General features: G+C 72.2%; 19 protein-coding genes. 11 read left to right on the forward strand and 8 right to left on the reverse strand.

The annotated features are described in order from the left end of the window. Window positions 1–2: 2 nt before the first annotated feature. Entirely contained in the window at window positions 3–314 is a 312-nt protein-coding gene (locus HNR20_RS21885) for a YlcI/YnfO family protein (RefSeq protein ID WP_074318058.1), read from the reverse strand. A 13-nt stretch (window positions 315–327) separates the two neighbouring features. After that, window positions 328–615 (reverse strand): hypothetical protein, encoded by a 288-nt coding sequence (locus HNR20_RS21890; protein WP_184182856.1) that lies wholly within the window; start codon window positions 613–615, stop codon window positions 328–330. A 104-nt stretch (window positions 616–719) separates the two neighbouring features. On the opposite strand from HNR20_RS21890, the gene HNR20_RS21895 reads away from it, so the two are divergent. Further along, window positions 720–1,079 carry a DUF3099 domain-containing protein gene (locus HNR20_RS21895; protein WP_184182859.1) on the forward strand — a complete coding sequence of 120 codons (360 nt, stop codon included), beginning with the start codon at window positions 720–722 and terminating at the stop codon, window positions 1,077–1,079. Window positions 1,080–1,131: 52 nt separating this feature from the next. On the opposite strand, the gene HNR20_RS21900 is transcribed toward HNR20_RS21895, so the two are convergent. Both HNR20_RS21900 and HNR20_RS21905 read right to left on the reverse strand, forming a co-directional pair. Continuing rightward, entirely contained in the window at window positions 1,132–2,031 is a 900-nt protein-coding gene (locus tag HNR20_RS21900; RefSeq protein ID WP_184182862.1) for a carbohydrate kinase family protein, read from the reverse strand. Then, complete coding sequence (locus HNR20_RS21905; RefSeq protein ID WP_184182865.1) at window positions 2,028–2,963, reverse strand: pseudouridine-5'-phosphate glycosidase; 936 nt, start codon at window positions 2,961–2,963, stop codon at window positions 2,028–2,030. Before HNR20_RS21905 ends, HNR20_RS21900 begins: the two co-directional genes overlap by 4 nt. 88 nt (window positions 2,964–3,051) lie before the next feature. On the opposite strand from HNR20_RS21905, the gene HNR20_RS21910 reads away from it, so the two are divergent. From HNR20_RS21910 to HNR20_RS21920, 3 genes are all read left to right on the forward strand, one after another. Continuing rightward, the gene (locus tag HNR20_RS21910; RefSeq protein WP_007456912.1) at window positions 3,052–3,270 is read left to right on the forward strand and encodes a DUF3039 domain-containing protein; all 219 of its coding nucleotides are present in this window, start codon (window positions 3,052–3,054) and stop codon (window positions 3,268–3,270) included. A gap of 40 nt (window positions 3,271–3,310) precedes the next feature. Continuing rightward, the gene (locus HNR20_RS21915) at window positions 3,311–3,973 is read left to right on the forward strand and encodes a trimeric intracellular cation channel family protein (RefSeq protein ID WP_110563367.1); all 663 of its coding nucleotides are present in this window, start codon (window positions 3,311–3,313) and stop codon (window positions 3,971–3,973) included. Between the two features lie 189 nt (window positions 3,974–4,162). Continuing rightward, window positions 4,163–5,896: a DEAD/DEAH box helicase gene (locus HNR20_RS21920; protein WP_184182868.1), complete on the forward strand. Its 1,734-nt coding sequence runs from the start codon at window positions 4,163–4,165 to the stop codon at window positions 5,894–5,896. 825 nt (window positions 5,897–6,721) lie between these two features. On the opposite strand, the gene HNR20_RS21925 is transcribed toward HNR20_RS21920, so the two are convergent. Continuing rightward, entirely contained in the window at window positions 6,722–6,955 is a 234-nt protein-coding gene (locus tag HNR20_RS21925) for a DUF7455 domain-containing protein (protein WP_030337431.1), read from the reverse strand. A 245-nt stretch (window positions 6,956–7,200) separates the two neighbouring features. Beyond that, on the reverse strand, window positions 7,201–8,790 hold the full coding sequence (locus HNR20_RS21930; protein WP_184182871.1) for an RNA polymerase sigma factor: 1,590 nt from the start codon (window positions 8,788–8,790) through the stop codon (window positions 7,201–7,203). A 290-nt stretch (window positions 8,791–9,080) separates the two neighbouring features. Here HNR20_RS21930 and HNR20_RS21935 point away from each other — a divergent pair, with 290 nt between their 5' ends. Then, window positions 9,081–9,902, forward strand: coding sequence for an inositol monophosphatase family protein (locus tag HNR20_RS21935; RefSeq protein ID WP_184182874.1), 822 nt, complete (start codon window positions 9,081–9,083; stop codon window positions 9,900–9,902). Between the two features lie 36 nt (window positions 9,903–9,938). Here the strand turns inward: HNR20_RS21935 and HNR20_RS21940 are convergent, their stop codons facing one another. Beyond that, window positions 9,939–10,454, reverse strand: a complete 516-nt coding sequence (locus tag HNR20_RS21940) for a LytR C-terminal domain-containing protein (protein WP_184188779.1) — start codon at window positions 10,452–10,454, stop codon at window positions 9,939–9,941. A 434-nt stretch (window positions 10,455–10,888) separates the two neighbouring features. Here HNR20_RS21940 and HNR20_RS21945 point away from each other — a divergent pair, with 434 nt between their 5' ends. Continuing rightward, window positions 10,889–11,185, forward strand: coding sequence for a DUF4193 domain-containing protein (locus HNR20_RS21945; protein WP_007075406.1), 297 nt, complete (start codon window positions 10,889–10,891; stop codon window positions 11,183–11,185). 120 nt (window positions 11,186–11,305) lie between these two features. Then, window positions 11,306–12,127, forward strand: coding sequence for a hypothetical protein (locus HNR20_RS21950; RefSeq protein ID WP_184182877.1), 822 nt, complete (start codon window positions 11,306–11,308; stop codon window positions 12,125–12,127). 23 nt (window positions 12,128–12,150) lie between these two features. Here the strand turns inward: HNR20_RS21950 and HNR20_RS21955 are convergent, their stop codons facing one another. Beyond that, window positions 12,151–12,681 (reverse strand): DUF3093 domain-containing protein, encoded by a 531-nt coding sequence (locus HNR20_RS21955; protein WP_184182880.1) that lies wholly within the window; start codon window positions 12,679–12,681, stop codon window positions 12,151–12,153. A gap of 90 nt (window positions 12,682–12,771) precedes the next feature. Between HNR20_RS21955 and dut the strand changes: the two genes are divergently transcribed. From dut to HNR20_RS21975, 4 genes are all read left to right on the forward strand, one after another. After that, window positions 12,772–13,308 carry a dUTP diphosphatase gene (gene dut, locus HNR20_RS21960; protein ID WP_184182883.1) on the forward strand — a complete coding sequence of 179 codons (537 nt, stop codon included), beginning with the start codon at window positions 12,772–12,774 and terminating at the stop codon, window positions 13,306–13,308. A 25-nt stretch (window positions 13,309–13,333) separates the two neighbouring features. Continuing rightward, on the forward strand, window positions 13,334–13,996 hold the full coding sequence (locus HNR20_RS21965; RefSeq protein WP_184182885.1) for a DUF3710 domain-containing protein: 663 nt from the start codon (window positions 13,334–13,336) through the stop codon (window positions 13,994–13,996). 104 nt (window positions 13,997–14,100) lie between these two features. Next, window positions 14,101–14,481: an OB-fold nucleic acid binding domain-containing protein gene (locus HNR20_RS21970; RefSeq protein ID WP_184182888.1), complete on the forward strand. Its 381-nt coding sequence runs from the start codon at window positions 14,101–14,103 to the stop codon at window positions 14,479–14,481. 25 nt (window positions 14,482–14,506) lie between these two features. Further along, window positions 14,507–15,190 (forward strand): DUF3159 domain-containing protein, encoded by a 684-nt coding sequence (locus HNR20_RS21975; RefSeq protein WP_184182891.1) that lies wholly within the window; start codon window positions 14,507–14,509, stop codon window positions 15,188–15,190.

The following is a 15,190-nucleotide window of genomic DNA, read 5'->3' on the forward strand; positions in this document are numbered from 1 at the left end:
GTTCAGGCGGCGGTGGGGTGCGCCAGCGAGGCCAGTGCGCGTCGGACGTCGGCGAGTGACACGGTCGCCGAGTCGTCCAGGTCGGCCAGGCCCGCCTCGATCCACTGACGCATGAGCGTGGTGACCCCGATGCCCCGGGCGTCGGCGGCGGCCCGCACCCGCTCGTAGGTCTCCAGCGGCAGCCGGACTGATCGGCTCACCATCGGCACGTCGGTGTCGGGGGTGGGGAGATCCACCGCCGGGCTCTCATCGATCAGCTCGGCGATCCGGTCGTCGCCGCTGTGGAACTGCTTGGTCGCGTCGTTACGGTGCATCGTCACGGCCTCCTCATCGGCGAGATCTCCGCACGGCCTCGTCGTAGCGCTTGGACTCGATTTCGCTCAACTCGCGGGCGGAGAGGATGTCCCAGTCGTTGTCGGTGCCATCGGCCTCGGCGAGCAGCACCGCCAAGCGGCGGCCCCGACGGGCGGCGGCGTAGACCACCATCACGTCGTCGCCCAGATGACGGATGACCCGTCGAGCGCTGTGCAGCGCCTCCCAGACTTCCCCGGGCGTGACGTCGTAGACCCTCAGGTTGGCCAACGCCTCGTCGGTGAAGCTGAACCTGCTGCCCACGCCGCGGAGCGTACCACGCGCGTAACACGCAGTGGGATGAGTCGAATTTCGCTGATCACGGCCCCGCGGTGACAGGATGAGGCGTAACCCCCTCGAGGAGGTCCATGGTGAAGCGTCAGGCGTACCAGCCGATACTGATCACCGACGCCTCGCGCAGCCAGGACGATCAGCTCAACAGTCGCCAGCGCCGCTATGTCCTGATGATGGGCATCCGCGTGTTGTGCATCATCGTCGGCGCGATCCTGGTCGGTGCGAACGCCCCACTGCTCTGGCTCTGGCTGCCGCTGTGCGGCCTCGGCATGGTGCTCATCCCCTGGCTGGCCGTGCTGCTGGCCAACGACCGGCCGCCGAAGGAAGAGCACCGGCTGGCCAACCGGTTCCACCCCCGCCAGCAGGACGACGCGCCGCCGATGAGCCTCACCGCCGACGAGCGCCCGCACAAGGTCATCGACGCCGAACCCTGACCCGCGAGCGGGCCAGGGTTCGACCGTCACGCCTGCAACTCCCCGCCGACGGTTACGGCTGTGGCCGTGCGCCGACGGTGGAGACGGCCAGCGCCCCCAGGTCGGTGGCGCGGTTCAGCGCCGCCGTCGGGGTGGCACCGGCGAGCCAGGCGGTGAGCAGGCCGGCCGCGAAGGCGTCGCCCGCCCCCGTGACATCCATCACCGCCACCCGCCGGGCCGGAGCCACGCAGACCGCCGCGCTGCGGTCGACCCAGACCGCGCCCGCCGCGCCGCGCTTGACCACGACCCGCCGGGCCGTCGCCGACAACGCCCGCCCCTGCGCCGCCGGGTCCAGCCCGCCAGCCAGCACCGTGGCCTCGTCCGCGTTGACCAGCAGCAGGTCGACGTCGCGTACCCACGTCAGGAACGCCGCCGCGCCCACCCGCCGCAGCGGCGCCGCGGAGGCCGCGTCGACGCTGGTGGTGAGCCCGCGCTCGCGGGCGGCGGCCAACGCCCGCAGCCCCGCGTCGCGCGACCCGGCGTCCAGGAGGGTGTACGCGGACAGGTGCAGATGCCCGGCGTCGGGCACCGCCGCGAGGGCCCGCTCGACGTGCGCGGCGCTCAGCAGCAGGTTCGCGCCCCGCTGGCTGACCATGGTGCGCTCGTCGCCGGCGGCCAACACGATCACCGTGCCGGTCGGGACGCCCTCGACCCGCTCGACTGCGCAGTCGACGCCCGCCCGATCGAGTTCGGCCACCCGGTCGCGCCCCGCGTCGTCGGTACCGACGGCCCCGACGAGCGTGACGTCCACCCGCTGCGCGGCGACCCAGGCCGCGGTGTTGGCTGCCTGACCGCCGCCGCCGAGACTGATCTCGGCCGCCGTGTCCGAGCCGGCCGCGAGCGGCCCGGACAGCACGGCGACCACGTCCGTGATCACGTCCCCGACGACGACCACCCGGGCCGGTCGGGTCATACGGCGGCGACGGTGTTGCGGGCCGCCGCGGCGACCGCGATCCGCGCGGCCAGGTCGGCGTTGCGCAGGATGATCCGGACGTTCACGGCCAGGCTCGCGCCCTCGGTGGCGGAGTGGAAGTGTGCGAGCAGGTACGGCGTCACGGCCTTCCCGGTCACGCCGTCCCGCTCCAGCAGGGCCAGGCCGTCGGCGAGCGTCCGGTCGTGCAACTCCGGGTCGAGCTGCTCCTCGACCGGCAGCGGGTTGGCGACGAGCAGCCCGCCGGTGTGCACGGCGTGCTCGTCCCGGGCGGCCAGCACCGCCGCGACCTGCTCCGGCGAGTCCACCGACCAGTCCAGGTCGAAGCCGGCGTCGGTCAGGTAGAAGCCGGGGAACCGGCGGGTGCGGTAACCGACCACGGCGACCCCGAGGGTCTCCAGGCGCTCCAGCGTGGCGCCCACGTCGAGGATCGACTTGACCCCGGCGCAGACCACCGTGATCGGGGTCTGGGCCAGGGTGACCAGATCAGCCGACTCGTCGAAGGTGTGCGCGGCCTCCCGGTGCACCCCGCCCAGGCCGCCGGTGGCGAACACCCCGATGCCGGCCGCGGCGGCCACCGCGCTGGTCGCGGCCACGGTGGTGGCGCCGTCCGCGCCGGTCGCCGCCGCCACCGCGAGGTCGCGGACGGAGAGCTTGGTCACGCCGTCGACCGTGGCGAGCCGGGTCAGTTGCCCGTCGTCCAGGCCGACCACCAGTTCGCCGCCGATCATGCCGATCGTCGCCGGAACCGCCCCGGCGCTCCGGACCGTCTGCTCGATCTCCCTGGCCACCCGCAGGTTCTCCGGCCGGGGCAGACCGTGCGAGACGATGGTGCTCTCCAGGGCGACGACGGGCCGGCCGTCGCGCAGGGCTTCGGCGACCTCGGTGCCGTAGCTGATGCGAAAGTCAGTCACACGCGCACCGTACGGGGTGGGCCCTCAGCCGGCCTCAAGTGGACCCGGCCGTGATGACCTGCCAAACTTGACGGTTGGAGGTGCAGACGTGAGCACAGAGGTTCTCGAGCGTCCAGAGCTGAAGGACGCCGATACCGGTCCCGAGATGTTCCACTACGTCCGCAAGGAGAAGATCGCGGAGAGTGCCGTCATGGGCACCTTCGTCGTCGCACTCTGCGGCGAGACCTTCCCGGTCACCAAGGCGGCCAAGCCCGGTTCGCCGGTCTGCCCCAAGTGCAAGGAGATCTACGACTCGTACCGCGAGTGAACCTGGGCCGGGGTCCCGGCCAGCGACGTAGCCTGCGGCGGTGACCACCTCCACCGCCCTGCTGCTCGCCGACCTGACCGGGGTCGCGGTGTTCGCCGCGTCCGGGGCCTCGGCGGCGGTGGCCAAGCGGCTGGACCTGTTCGGCGTCGCGTTCGTCGGCTTCGTGGCCGCCCTCGGCGGTGGGATCTTCCGGGACCTGGTCATCGACGAGGTGCCGCCGCTGGCATTCGCCGACTGGCGTTACGCGGCCACCGCCGCGATCACCGCGCTCGCCGTCTTCTGGTTGCACCCACAACTGGCCCGACTGCGCACCACCGTCCTGGTGCTGGACGCGGCGGGCCTGGCCCTGTTCACGGTGACCGGCACGCTCAAGGCACTCGACGCGCGGGTGCCCGCGGTCGGCGCCTGCCTGATCGGCATGCTCACCGCGATCGGCGGCGGGCTCGGCCGAGACCTGCTCACCGCCGAGATCCCGGTCGTGCTGCGCCGGGAGATCTACGCGTTGGCGGCGCTGGCCGGCTCCGTCACGGTGGCGCTGCTGTACGTCACCGGGCAGACCGGTCCCGCGCCGCTCACCGCCGCCGCCGTCCTGGTCTTCGGGCTGCGCCTGATCGCACTGCGTCGACGCTGGTCCGCCCCGGTGGCCATGCTGCGCCCGCCGCGCTCCGATGGAGCCGACCCCCGCACCGACCGGGAGTGGTGAAGCAGCCGGTCGGCCGTTCGGCTGGGTCGTGGATTGTGACCAGCGTGGCGTCGCCTGGGCCGTGGGGCCCGCGCTGGTTATGCTGAGTCGGCCTTCGCGGCAGCTTCTGCGCGGAGGCGTTTTCATGGGCGGCGGCATTCGTGGCCCTCGCCCGGGGTCCGCCATCGTGCGGTCGGAGAGGAGCTTCGCGTGGCAGCCCGGACGCCGGTGCTCGAGACGTTCCCGGCACTACGCGCCTGGCAGCGTAAGGCCCTCGTGGAGTACCTGCGTCGGCGTACCGACGACTTCACCGCGGTCGCCACGCCGGGCGCCGGCAAGACCACCTTCGCCCTGCGGATCGCGGCCGAGCTGCTCGGGGACGGGACCATCGAAGCGGTCACCGTGGTCGCACCGACCGAGCACCTGAAGAACCAGTGGTCCGAAGCCGCGGCCCGGGTGGGCATCCAACTCGACGCCGCCTTCCGCAACGCGGATCTGCACTCCGCAGCCGACTTCCACGGCGCGGTCGTCACCTACGCCCAGGTGGGGATGGCCCCGCAGGTGCACCGGCGGCGCACCATGACCCGGCGCACCCTGGTCATCCTCGACGAGATCCACCACGCCGGCGACTCCCGGTCCTGGGGCGACGGGGTGAAGAACGCCTTCGAGCCCGCCGTACGCCGGCTGATGCTCACCGGGACACCGTTCCGCTCCGATGACAACCCCATCCCGTTCGTCAGCTACGAGCGGGGCGGCGACGGTCTGCTGCGCTCCCGCGCCGACTCGGTGTACGGCTACTCCGACGCGCTACGCGACGGGGTCGTCCGGCCGGTGCTCTTCCTGGCGTACTCCGGGGAGACCCGCTGGCGGACCAACGCGGGCGAGGAGTTGGCCGCCCGCCTCGGTGAGCCGATGACCCAGGATCTGGTGGCGCAGGCGTGGCGTACCGCCCTGGACCCGGCCGGAGACTGGATGCCACAGGTGCTGCGGGCCGCCGACGCCCGACTCACCGTGCTGCGCAACGCGGGAATGGCCGACGCCGGTGGTCTGATCATCGCCACCGACCAACAGACCGCCCGCTCGTACGCCAAGCTCATCGAGCAGGTGACCGGCGAGAAGGCCGCCGTGGTGCTCTCCGACGACCTGGGTGCTTCCGCGCGGATCGCGACGTTCGCGGCGTCCGACCAGCGCTGGCTGGTCGCGGTACGGATGGTGTCCGAGGGGGTCGACATCCCGCGACTCGCGGTCGGGGTCTACGCGACCAGCGCCAGCACACCGCTCTACTTCGCCCAGGCGATCGGCCGGTTCGTGCGGGCCCGCCGGCCCGGGGAGACCGCGTCGGTCTTCCTGCCCAGCGTGCCGCACCTGCTCGGGCTGGCCAGCGAGATGGAGACCGAGCGGGACCACGTACTCGGCAAACCCAAAGAGTCCGACGGTTTCGACGACGACCTGCTGGAACGGGCACAGCGCGACGACCAGGCCAGCGGGGAGTTGGAGAAGCGGTTCGCCGCGCTCTCGGCCACCGCCGAACTGGATCAGGTGATCTTCGACGGGGCGTCGTTCGGCACGGCGGCCCAGGCCGGCACCCCCGAGGAAGAGGAATACCTCGGCCTGCCCGGCCTGCTCACCGCCGACCAGGTCTCCCTGTTGCTGACCAAACGGCAGGCAGCCCAACTCGCCGCCCAACGCCGCCGTACCGCCGACGGGGCCGCTCAGCCGGCCGCTGCGCCCACCGCGGCGCCCCCGGCACCCATGAGCGCCGCTCAGCGTCGAGTGGCGCTCCGGCGCCAACTGAACGCTCTGGTGGCCGCCCGACACCACCGCACCGGCCAACCACACGGCAAGATCCATGCCGAGTTGCGCCGACTCTGCGGTGGGCCTCCGAGCGCCCAGGCCACCATCGAGCAACTCGAAGAACGCATCGCCACCGTGCAGACCCTCTGACCCAACCGCCCCACCAGCACCGCCCACGCGCCTGGCCCTGCGTTCGCCCGGCGCGTTGGTCCTGCGTCTGCCCGGCGGGCTGGTCCTGCGTCGGGCCGACGTGCTGGCCCTGCGCCTGTTCTGCGCCTACCTCGCGCCTGTCCTGCGGGGGCTCCGCGACTGCTCCTGCGCGGGCTCCGCGCCTGTCCTGCGCCCGCCCCGGGCAGGGCGCGCCGGTCCGGGGCCGGTGATCCGCGAATGCCCTCGGCGGTGGCACTCGACTGGCCAAGATCGTGCTCGATCCAGGATCGAGTGGTATCGGTGCGTCGGTGAGGCCACTACTTCCTGGATCGAGCACGATCTTGGCGCGGGGCGCGGGGCGCGGGGCGCGGGGCGCGGGGCGCGGGGCGCGGGGCGCGGGGCGCGGGGCGCGGGGCGCGGGGCGCGGGGCGCGGGGCGCGGGGCGCGGGGCGGCGGGGCGCAGGGCGGGCGTGCGGGGGCGCGGGCCGTGCGAGCCACGGACGTGCGGGGTGTGGGCGTGCGGGCACGGGCTGTAGGGCGCCGGGGCGCGCATGTGCGCGGCGCGAGGTGTGGGGTGCAGACGCGCCGACGTGCGGGGCGTGGGCGTGCGGCGTGCAAGGTGTGGGGTGCCGAGGCGCGGGCGTGCGGGGCACGCGGCGCGGGGCGTGCGGGGCGCGGACGTGACGGGCGCGAGGTGTGGGGTGCCGGGGCGTGGACGTGCGGGGGCGCGAGGTGTGGGGTGCGGACGTGCGGGGTGCGGGGTAGGAAAAAGCCGACCGGAGGCACCCTCGGGGTGCCTCCGGTCGGCTATGTCGGTTAGCGGATTTAGTTCGCCATCAGATCGGCGCCACGCCAGCTGAAATCGGGCTCCGTTGCGAACCGCTCGGTGATCTTCACGAGATCCTCCGCGTACTTGTTCGCGTGGTGCCCGCAGAACACCAGCTCGCTCCCACCCGCCAGAGTGATCCGGAGCTTCCCGGCAGCATTGCAGCGGTCGCACCGTTCATCGGCGGCTGGGGGTGCCACCGTCTCGGGCGGCGGCGTGAGGGTCGGGGTCATCGCCTTCCTCCTCTGGTCGTCACCGATGAACAATCTCTTCGGTCGTTGCTCACCTATCGTGCAACACCCTTGCTAGGCACTGCCTTCCCTGTGTGCCCGCGGGGGACCGAGGTCACACCTGGCAGGGACAGTGTGCCGTGCAACCAGGGTGCCACGTCAACGATCACATTCGTGCATCCGGACGATCACCATCTGGTGTTGCACACCAGGTGGTCAAAACGACACGTTCGGTTGACGAAACCCGCTCAGTCCAGGTAATCCCGGAGGACCTGCGACCGGGACGGGTGGCGCAGCTTGGACATCGTCTTGGACTCGATCTGCCGGATCCGCTCCCGGGTCACCCCGTAGACCTGGCCGATCTCGTCCAACGTCCGCGGCTGGCCGTCGGTCAGGCCGAAGCGCAGGCGTACCACACCCGCCTCACGCTCGGAGAGCGTCTGCAGCACCTGCTGGAGCTGGTCCTGCAGGAGCGAGAACGAGACGGCGTCGACCGCGACCACGGCCTCGGAATCCTCGATGAAGTCACCGAGCTGGCTGTCGCCCTCGTCGCCGATGGTCTGGTCCAGAGAGATGGGCTCCCGGGCGTACTGCTGGATCTCCAGCACCTTCTCCGGTGTGATGTCCATCTCCTTGGCCAGCTCCTCCGGCGTGGGCTCACGGCCCAGATCCTGGAGCAGCTCGCGCTGTATGCGGCCGAGCTTGTTGATGACCTCGACCATGTGCACCGGGATGCGGATGGTGCGGGCCTGGTCGGCCATGGCGCGGGTGATCGCCTGCCGGATCCACCAGGTGGCGTACGTGGAGAACTTGTAGCCCTTGGTGTAGTCGAACTTCTCCACCGCGCGGATCAGGCCGAGGTTGCCCTCCTGGATCAGGTCGAGGAAGGCCATTCCGCGACCCGTGTACCGCTTGGCCAGCGACACCACCAGTCGGAGGTTCGCCTCCAGGAGGTGGTTCTTGGCCCGCTCGCCGTCACGGGAGATCCAGCCCAGGTCACGGACCATGTCCCGGATGAGCTTCTCTTCGCCCTCGTCGGCGGCACGCAGCCGCTCGGCGGCGTAGAGCCCGGCCTCGATCCGCTTGGCCAGCTCCACTTCCTGCTCGGCGTTGAGCAGCGGAACCTTGCCGATCTGCTTCAGGTACGCGCGGACCGAGTCGGCGGAGGCGGTCAGCTCGGCGTCCCGCCGGGCCTGCTTGAGGGCCTCGGACTCCTCGTCGTCCCACTCGAAGTCGTTGTCGGTCGCCGAGGCGGCGGCGTCGGTCTCGGCGGCCTGGGCCAGCTCGGCCGGCTCCTCGACCACCACGTCCTCGATGGCGGCGGCCAGTTCCTCCGGGTCGATCTCGCCCTCGGCGCCCTCGCCCTTGGCCTTGGTGCCGGCCTTGGCGCCAGCGGCGGCGACCGTCGCCTTGGTGGCCCGGGTCGACTTGGTGGCCTTCGCCGGCGTGGCGGCAGCGCCCTCGGCGGTGGCCTTACGTGCGGCCACCTTGCGCGGGGCCGGCGTCGACGGCGCGTCGTCGGCGGCCGGAGCCTGCTTCGGGGCCGGCGCGGCGGCCTTCTTGGTGGTCTTGGCGGTGGTGGCCCGGGACGCCGGCGTCGTCGAGCGGGCGGCGGCGACACGGCGGCGGGTGCTCGCCGAGCCGTCCACCACTACGGTCACTCCCGCCTCGGAGAGCGCCCGCAGGATCTTCTTGGCCTGCGCCGGAGTCACCTCGGCGGACTCGACGGTGCGCGCGAGCTGGGCCGACGTGAGCTGACCACCGGCGCTCTGCGCGTGGGCGATCAGGGTGTCGGTGAGCGAGCGAACGTCGGCGCCGGTCTGGCGGGGTTCTGTCACGAATGACCTTCCGGAGGCGAAGAGCGGGCACGGCCGGGTCGTCCGGCACAGCGGGGGTCAACCGTGGCCGGGCGATGTGGTTGAGGGACCCTCGCGTCTCGGGCCGGCCGCTGGTCGGCGGTCCGTGGCGCGTGGGCAGGGGTGAATTGTAACGCCGTCTGCGGCGATCATCCTGCGCCGCACTGTGTAACGACGGTGGGACCGCTGATTCGGCGCTGATGTGGACTTTGTAAGGATGATACTCGCGCGTGGCCCGGAACACCCCGGTCGTGCGGGAAGGGGACGTTGGCATGCACCGTTCGGCGCCGTCAAGTCAGGAACTTTTGGCGATCGCGCTCGACGTGGCGCGGGCTGCGGCGGCCACCGCGTACCGCATGCGGGTCGAGGGTGTCTCCGTGGCCGCGACCAAGAGTACGGTCACCGACGTCGTCACCGCGGCGGACCGGGCGGTGGAGCGGCAGGTGCTCGACGCGCTGAAGCAACTGCGGCCGGACGACGCGGTCCTCGGCGAGGAGTACGGCACGGGGGACACCGGGCCGGTCGCGCCGGGCGGAGTGCGGTGGATCGTCGACCCGATCGACGGCACCGTCAACTACCTCTACGGGCTGCCGTACAGCGCGGTGTCGCTGGCCGCCGAGGTGGACGGGGTGGTGGTCGCCGGCGTCGTGCGCAACGTGAGTACCGGCGAGGAGTGGACGGCCACGGCCGGGGGCGGCGCCTGGCGTGACGGTGTCCGGTTGCGCTGCTCCGGCGAGACGGACCTGGGGCAGGCGCTGGTCGGCACCGGCTTCGGCTACGCCGCCGGCCGCCGCGCGCACCAGGCCACGGTGGTGGCCGGGTTGATCGCACACGTACGGGACATTCGCCGGCTCGGCGCCGCCGCGCTGGACCTCTGCCTGGTCGCGGAGGGTCGGCTCGACGCGTACTTCGAGAAGGGTCTCGGGGCCTGGGACCTGGCGGCGGGTGGACTGGTGGCCGCCGAGGCGGGTGCGCGAGTCGCCGGCCTGGCAGGTCGGCCGCCGGGGCCGGATCTGGTGGTCGCGGCCCCGCCCGCGCTCTTTGCGCCGCTGCACGACCGGCTGGCCGAGTTGGACGCCGCCGGCGGCCCCTGATCGGCCGACCGGCGACGGGACCGGCTGGTCAGGCGGTCACTTGGCGGCGGGGGACGGGCAGGAGCCCTTGGGGGCCGTCGGCGGGCCTGAGTCACCGAGGGACTGGTTGACCTCGGTGGTGGTGGCGAGCTGCTGGAAGTTGTTGCCCAGCACCACGTCCACGGTGTCGTCGGTGCGCTTCTCGTCGTAGCCCGGCACGGCGTTGTTGAGGAAGTACGCCTGCAGCAGGTGCGCGGAGCCGACTCCCTTGGGGCCGTACCGCAGCACTGCCACGCTGTCGATCTTTTTGGGGTCGTTGCCGACCTTCTTGACCTGGAACTTGCGGTTGCGGAAGTCGTCCGCGACGGTGCCGGCCCGGCCAGGCTCGTCGGTCGCGTTCAGAACATTGATCTTGACGTCCTTGGGTTCGTGCAGAACCAGGTCGGCGAGCGGCCAGCCGTCCGGGCAACCCGCGGCTGTGCCTGCCTTTCCCTGGCTGTCCCGGACGATGGCGGTGACCACGAATGCCAGCGCCAGCACCCCCAGCAGGCCGACGACGACGAGTGCTCGCACTCGCGCAAAACTCATCTGGGCACTCCCGGGACCTCAGGTGGGTGGCGGCAGCCGGCAACCATCGGACTGGCCGCCGGCCGTCGAATACGCCGCTGAGGTTAACGGTTGTCCGGCCGTCGCGTGGAAACAGCCCGACATGCCGGCGCGCCGACCGCGAACCAGGTACTACTACCCCTATCTTCGTGTCGCCTGAATCACATTGGGAACAACTTCGCGTGCGGGGGCGTACATCTCAGCCGCAAGGGCGGTATACATGCCTCGCCCAAGGGGGGGTAAGGTTCCGCGCTCGCAGGGGAGTCGCCCCAGCGAGCTCGACCCGTTCGGTCCTCGGGTCGGGTGCCCGACACAAGTGGTGGCCGGCCAGCGGAACCGAAACAGCGTCGTCCGGCGTTACAACCGGAAGCGACAACATCGATATGGGAGAGTGAAAACCGATGGCCACCGACTACGACGCCCCGCGTCGCGACGAGGTCGACCTCGGCGAGGACAGCCTGGAAGAGCTCAAGGCCCGGCGCGTCGACTCACAGTCGGGCGCGGTGGACGTCGACGAGGCCGAGGTGGCCGAGAGCTTTGAGCTGCCCGGTGCCGATCTGGCCGACGAGGAGCTCACGGTCAAGGTGCTTCCGATGCAGCAGGACGAGTTCCGGTGCGCCCGCTGCTTCCTGGTCCACCACCGTAGCCAGCTGGCAGTCGAGCGAAACGGCGAGTTGATCTGTCGCGAGTGCGTCTGACAAGTACGACAACAGCGGCGGCCTCCTGAACGGGGCCGCCGCTGCCGGTGTAGGCATGCGGCCGTGGTGGGTACCTGCTTGACTCGTAGCGGGTAGTAGCCACACGCACCGGGAGGTCCGATGAGCGATCGAGGCGACACCACCGACGGCGGCGCGGACGACCTCGGCGCCACTGGCGCGGGCGAGCTCGGCGCCACCGTCGCGGCGTTGACCGCGGACGACATCGAGCCGGCCCGACGCCGTCAACTGCTGACCCGGATGGTCGGTCAGGCCCGTGTCCGGGGCATCTCCGACCTGTTCAAGCCGCGTGCCGCCGTGCGGTGGATGGTCGACACCGTCGCCGAGGTCGCCCCGCACATACCGGTGCGGGATCTGGACACTCTGCGCCAGCACTTCCCCGGCCTGGACGACGTCGCCCTGGCCGACAGGCTCATCCGCAACGCGTCCCGGACCACCGCCGCGATCGGCGCGGCCGGTGGGGGAGTCGCCGCCGTCGAGTGGGCGGTCGCCCCGACCCTGCTCTCCGCCCCGGTGCTGCTCGCCGCCGAAACGGTGGCCGTGGTGGCGGTGGAGCTGAAGTTGGTCGGTGAGCTGCACGAGGTCCACGGTGTGGCGTTGCCGAGCGGCGGCAGCCAACGGGCGGTCGCCCTGGTGCACTCCTGGGCCACCCAGCGCGGCGTCAACCCGATGGTGCCCGGCGTGGGAGTGGGCGCGGTGCTCGGCACCGCCGCCCGCAAGGAACTGCGGGACACCCTGCTGCGGCGTTTCGGTCGCAACCTCACCACGCTCGGGCCGTTCCTGACCGGTGCGGCGGTGGCCAGCTTCCTCAACCGGCGGGCTACCCAGCAGATGGCCGACCACCTTCAGGTGGACCTACGCCGGCGGGGCATCGCCCGGCCCGCGCCGCCGTCGGCCCTGCCGGGCCCGCCGACCGGCACCTGACGGACGGCGTACGGGGTGGTCGGTCAGGCCAGCTCGCCGGCCGGCCGGTCGACGCGTGGGCGGTTGGCGTCCCGTGCGGCCAGCACCGCCTCGGCCAACTCGACCGGGTGCCGCGTGCTCACCACCCAGAACGGCGTCGGGTCGGCCGGATCGTCGAGCACCACCTGCACGGCGCCGCCGATCCAGGGTCGCTGCACCACGAAGGCGAGCGGGTCCGCGCCAACCCCGAGCACCTCCCGGCGTCCGGCCGCGTCCAGCGGCACCACGTCGGCCACGAAGCGCACCGGTAGGCGGGCGTCGTCCACCCGCAGCTCGGCATCGGCGACCCCGACCCGGATCCGGCCCAGCCACCACATCCCGGCCGCGGTGAGCGGCAGCAGCACGGCGAACGGCAGCCAGGCGCGGACGCCGGAGGCGCCCATCCAGATCTCGACGGCCAACAGCGCGGCGGCCACCAGCCCGGCCAGCCACAGCCACCAGGGCAGATCCAGCCGTTCGGCGTACGCCGTGCGGGCGGCGACCGGCGGCTGATCGGTGGACGGGGAGGGCGACATGCTCACTCCTGCGAGGGTACGGCGCACGGCGGCTCGGCGAACCGGCAGGATGGCAGGGTCACCCCGCGAATCGGACGGAAGAGGGGACCTGTGACCGACGTCGTACCCGTGCGCGTACAACTGCTCGACTCCGAGCTGCCGCTGCCCACGTACGCCCATCCCGGCGATGCCGGGGCCGACCTGGTGGCGGCCGCGGACGTGGAGCTGCCGCCCGGCGGCCGTGCCCTGGTGCCCACCGGGGTGGCCATCGCGTTGCCGGAGGGGTACGTGGGCCTGGTCCATCCCCGATCCGGTCTGGCGGCCAGGCTCGGCGTGACGGTGCTCAACGCGCCCGGTACGGTCGACGCCGGCTACCGGGGTGAGATCCTGGTCAACCTGATCAACCATGATCGGGATGTGCCGGCGAAGATCTCCCGCGGCGACCGGATCGCGCAGCTCGTGATCCAGCAGGTCGCACGGGCGCGGTTCGAGCCGGTGGCCGAGCTGCCCGCGTCCCGGCGCGGGACCGGTGGGCACGGGTCCACCGGTGGGCACGCCGGGCTGGTGCCGTCGCCGGCGGGCCAGGACCGGGTCCAGCAGCGGCCAGACGAGCCGGGCCGCGGGCAGACCGAAGAGATGGCAGGGTGAGCGTGAACAGCGGAGGGCGGGCGCAGTGATCTTCTCCCGAAAGCGGGCCGATGCCGAACGGCAGACCGGTGACGAGCGGGCCACCGAGGTCCCGGACCAGGGTGCTGAGGCGCCGTCGCTGGTGCGCGGCCCGTACGACATCTCCGAGAGCTACGACGACGTGCAGCGACTCGATCTGGGCAGCCTGCACATCCCGGCGATCGCCGACGTCGAGGTGCGGGTGCAGGCCGACCCGCAGGGTGTGATCCAGCAGGTGGTGCTGGTGCACGGGGACAACGCGCTCCAGCTGGGTGTCTTCGCCGCTCCCCGGTCCGAGGGGATCTGGGACGAGGTGCGCGAGGAGATCCGCCAGTCGCTGCTCCGCGACGGTGCGAGCGCGCAGGAGGTCGACGGCGAGTACGGCCCGGAGCTGCACGCCCAGGTGCGTACCCCGGACGGTCCGACGAACCTGCGGTTCGTCGGCATCGACGGGCCGCGCTGGATGGTCCGCGGCGTGTTCCAGGGCCCGGTGGCCACCGATCCGGCCGTGGCCGGGCCGCTCGTCGAGTGCCTGGACGGCCTGGTGGTCGACCGTGGCCAGGAGGCGAAGCCGGTCCGCGAGCCGCTGCCGCTGCGGCTGCCCCGGGAGATCGCCGACCAGGCCGACGCCGAGGCGGGCGACGCGGCCGCCGAGCCGCGCCAGGTCTGACCCGCGCGCACCGGCCCGCCGGAACCAGCCCCGTCGGCGTACGCTGGCGGCACGGTTCCGGCGTCGCCGGGATCGGCGAGCGTGGAGAGGGTGACGCGGAGGTCATGACGACCGACGAGAGCCGGGTGTCGCTGCGGCGCATCCTGCAGCGGTTCACCGCCAGCGAGGCTGAGATCGACGCGCAGGAGCTGCGTCGGGAGAGCGCCCAGTGCGGCGGGATCCCGGCCCAGCAGTGCTCCCGGGGCCAGTTGGTCTCGGTGGCTGGTCGGCTGCGCACGGTGGTCTACACACCGCGCACCAACCTGCCCACCCTCGAGGCCGACCTGTACGACGGCACCGACGTGGTCACCCTGGTCTGGTTGGGTCGACGGCACATCGCCGGGATCGAGCCGGGCCGGCACCTGACCGCCCGTGGCCGGGTGGCGGTGCGCGACGACCGCAAGGTCATCTACAACCCCTACTACGAGCTGGACTCGCCGAAGTGACGGCGCTGCGGACGGAAGGCCGGCGATGACGACGGGACAGCACCGGGCGGCACAGCCGGAGACCGGCCCTCAGGACGAGGAGCGGCTGCCGACGATCGCCGAGCAGATGGCCGACCAGCTCGGCGGCTGGCGAGGGCTGGTCGAGTCCAGCATCCCGGTCGTGGTCTTCGTCGTCGCCAACATCATCGGTGAGCTGCGGCCGGCGGTGATCGCCTCGGTCGCCGTCGCGCTGCTGATCGCCGGGCTGCGGCTGGCCCAGCGCCGGCCGATCCGGCACGCCGTCAACGGGCTGTTCGGCGTCGCTATCGGCGCGGCCATGGCCTGGCGCAGCGGCGAGGAGCGCGATTTCTACCTCCCCGGCATCCTCTACGGCATCGGGTACGGCGTCGCCCTGTTGATCTCGGCGGCCATCCGGCAGCCACTGGTGGGCTGGATCTGGTCGGTGCTGGTCGCCAAGGGCCGCTCGGAATGGCGGAACGACCCGAAGTTGGTGCGGACCTTCACCCAGCTGACCGTGCTCTGGGGCGTGGTCTGGTTGGCGAAGGTGGGCGTGCAGGCCGGGCTCTACCTGGCCCATCAGGACACCGCGTTGGGCGTCGCCCGGCTGGTGCTGGGCTTCCCGCCGTACGCGCTGCTGCTGCTGATCACGGTCTGGACGGTGCGCCGGGTCACCCGGGAGCCACAGCCGGCCCCGCTGCCCGGCGCCTGA

The sequence above is a fragment of the Micromonospora parathelypteridis genome (assembly GCF_014201145.1).
GTDB classification, from domain to species: domain Bacteria; phylum Actinomycetota; class Actinomycetes; order Mycobacteriales; family Micromonosporaceae; genus Micromonospora; species Micromonospora parathelypteridis.

Excerpts from the sequence above, each read along its gene's own strand:
- HNR20_RS21885 (WP_074318058.1), bottom strand. The coding sequence starts at position 314 with ATGCACCGTAACGACGCGACCAAGCAGTTCCACAGCGGCGACGACCGG.
- HNR20_RS21895 (WP_184182859.1), top strand. The coding sequence starts at position 720 with ATGGTGAAGCGTCAGGCGTACCAGCCGATACTGATCACCGACGCCTCG.
- HNR20_RS21900 (WP_184182862.1), bottom strand. The coding sequence starts at position 2,031 with ATGACCCGACCGGCCCGGGTGGTCGTCGTCGGGGACGTGATCACGGAC.
- HNR20_RS21925 (WP_030337431.1), bottom strand. The coding sequence starts at position 6,955 with ATGACCCCGACCCTCACGCCGCCGCCCGAGACGGTGGCACCCCCAGCC.
- HNR20_RS21935 (WP_184182874.1), top strand. The coding sequence starts at position 9,081 with ATGCACCGTTCGGCGCCGTCAAGTCAGGAACTTTTGGCGATCGCGCTC.
- HNR20_RS21945 (WP_007075406.1), top strand. The coding sequence starts at position 10,889 with ATGGCCACCGACTACGACGCCCCGCGTCGCGACGAGGTCGACCTCGGC.
- HNR20_RS21950 (WP_184182877.1), top strand. The coding sequence starts at position 11,306 with ATGAGCGATCGAGGCGACACCACCGACGGCGGCGCGGACGACCTCGGC.
- HNR20_RS21955 (WP_184182880.1), bottom strand. The coding sequence starts at position 12,681 with ATGTCGCCCTCCCCGTCCACCGATCAGCCGCCGGTCGCCGCCCGCACG.
- HNR20_RS21970 (WP_184182888.1), top strand. The coding sequence starts at position 14,101 with ATGACGACCGACGAGAGCCGGGTGTCGCTGCGGCGCATCCTGCAGCGG.
- HNR20_RS21975 (WP_184182891.1), top strand. The coding sequence starts at position 14,507 with ATGACGACGGGACAGCACCGGGCGGCACAGCCGGAGACCGGCCCTCAG.